Source organism: Mesorhizobium sp. P5_C1 (assembly GCF_054049815.1).
The window spans coordinates 1-1,627 of sequence record NZ_JBFULQ010000860.1; the positions used below are offsets into that span (position 1 = coordinate 1).

Annotated in this window: 2 pseudogenes; one reads left to right on the plus strand and one right to left on the minus strand. The window is 56.0% G+C overall.

The features are described 5' to 3' along the window. Positions 1 to 1,103: 1,103 nt before the first annotated feature. Positions 1,104 to 1,235, minus strand: a pseudogene (locus ACXJ7R_RS32015) (ATP-binding protein); the annotation flags it as partial. On the opposite strand from ACXJ7R_RS32015, the pseudogene ACXJ7R_RS32020 reads away from it, so the two are divergent. Next, positions 1,228 to 1,332, plus strand: a pseudogene (locus ACXJ7R_RS32020) (IS5/IS1182 family transposase); the annotation flags it as partial. The pseudogenes ACXJ7R_RS32015 and ACXJ7R_RS32020 overlap by 8 nt on opposite strands. Positions 1,333 to 1,627 lie beyond the last annotated feature (295 nt).

Below are 1,627 nucleotides of genomic sequence, written 5' to 3' on the forward strand. Positions count from 1 at the left end.
ATCCAAGGTTCTACGCTTCTGTTCGGCGGATCGCGGATTTGCACAAACCTTCCCGTGCCGAAGCGCTTGAGGCTGCGGCCACGTGTGATTGACTTGATCGCCCATCAAGGACATCCACGATGCCCGCACAATCCGCGATGCAGAGCCGATCCAGGCATTGTTCGCCGCACGACTAGATAAGGCAGATACGGTGAAGCGTTCTGGGCGACACCCCAGGCACCGCGCCCGTGGAACAAGGGTCCAAACTTTTAGAGTAAGGGCGAGACACTAGGCAGCCGACGGCGCCCCAGCTGAGGCCGGGATTTTTGGGAGGACACATACCATGAAGCGCCATTTTCCGATTGCACTCGCTGGGCCTGAACTTGCCAAATGACACTATATGCGCGAAACTTGTTATGTGCGGAACTTGGTTTTCGAAGAGCCGCTCATAGGGCGGATGTGGGAATGGCGTGGTTGTCCGCACCACCACCGTCACGACCGGGCGATCAAGGATAACGGCGAGCAAGCGGGGGTTCCAATCAATGGCATATGTCGCGTCTTGGCGGAATCCTCGCGTAAGAGCAGCTTTTGCTGCCATTGCGCTATCGCAGTTTGCGGCCATCGCGCATTCCAGCGAGGGATCATTTGATGACTTTCCCTTCTTGGTGCATTGCGAGGTTAGCGGTCTGCATCGTGCTTTCTATTTGTCCACAATTAGCCAAGACGGGGTTGCCGTCTATATTTCGCCGGACAGGCTGGCCGGCACCATAACTGTAAGAGGCAAGGCCGATCCGGTGGGCGCAGACGGGTCGGGAAGTTGCGCAGGAAAAACACTTGAGCAACTACGATCGACGGGTCAAGCATATGACTTGAAGCACTGATTTTTGAGGAATGCTGTCGGCGCAATTCCACCTTCAAATGCGAACTTTTCGCCGCCTGTTGGTTCGGTCACACATTTCCGCCAGATCCCGTTTGTCAAACGGCTTCCAAAACTGCCCTCCGATCGGCGTCCAATTTTGACCTCCTTTATGTAGTGCGGAGCGGTCAACGTTCGCCCGGGCGGACCTGGTCAGGGTTGCGCAGCCCGGTCGAGCGCGGATTGCGCTTGGCAGCTGATTGGGTGATCAGGCGCGGTTCTTGAAGCGCCAGGACTCGTTGCCGGTCTCGATGATCTCGCAATGATGGGTGAGACGGTCGAGGAGCGCTGTCCTCATCTTGACGTCGCCGAAGACGGCGGGCCATTCTCCGAAGCTCAAGCAGTTCCGCAGTGTCGCAACCCGCTACGACAAGCAGCTGGCCAACTTCACGGGTTTCTTCGTTAAACGCGCCGCTATCGCTATCTGGCTCAGATAGTTTAATCGTTACTGCGACCTAGGGTTGAAAAGAAATAGTACCTTTTTTGTCACATCGTTTGGGCAATGTCGTCTCGACTGATTTCGTTGCGGCCGATTTCGATTGTGGTGACTAAGCGCGAGCGTAAATCTCGCACTTGGAAAAGAGTGTGACTCATCTCTTTCGGAGGCCGGTAGATTCACGGCACCCACTTTGAAGCTGGAGTTTAAAATGAACGTCAAGAGCCTTCTTCTCAGCTCCGCTGCGGCTCTAATCGCTGTTTCCGGTGCGCGCGCCGCCGACGCCGTCGTCGTCG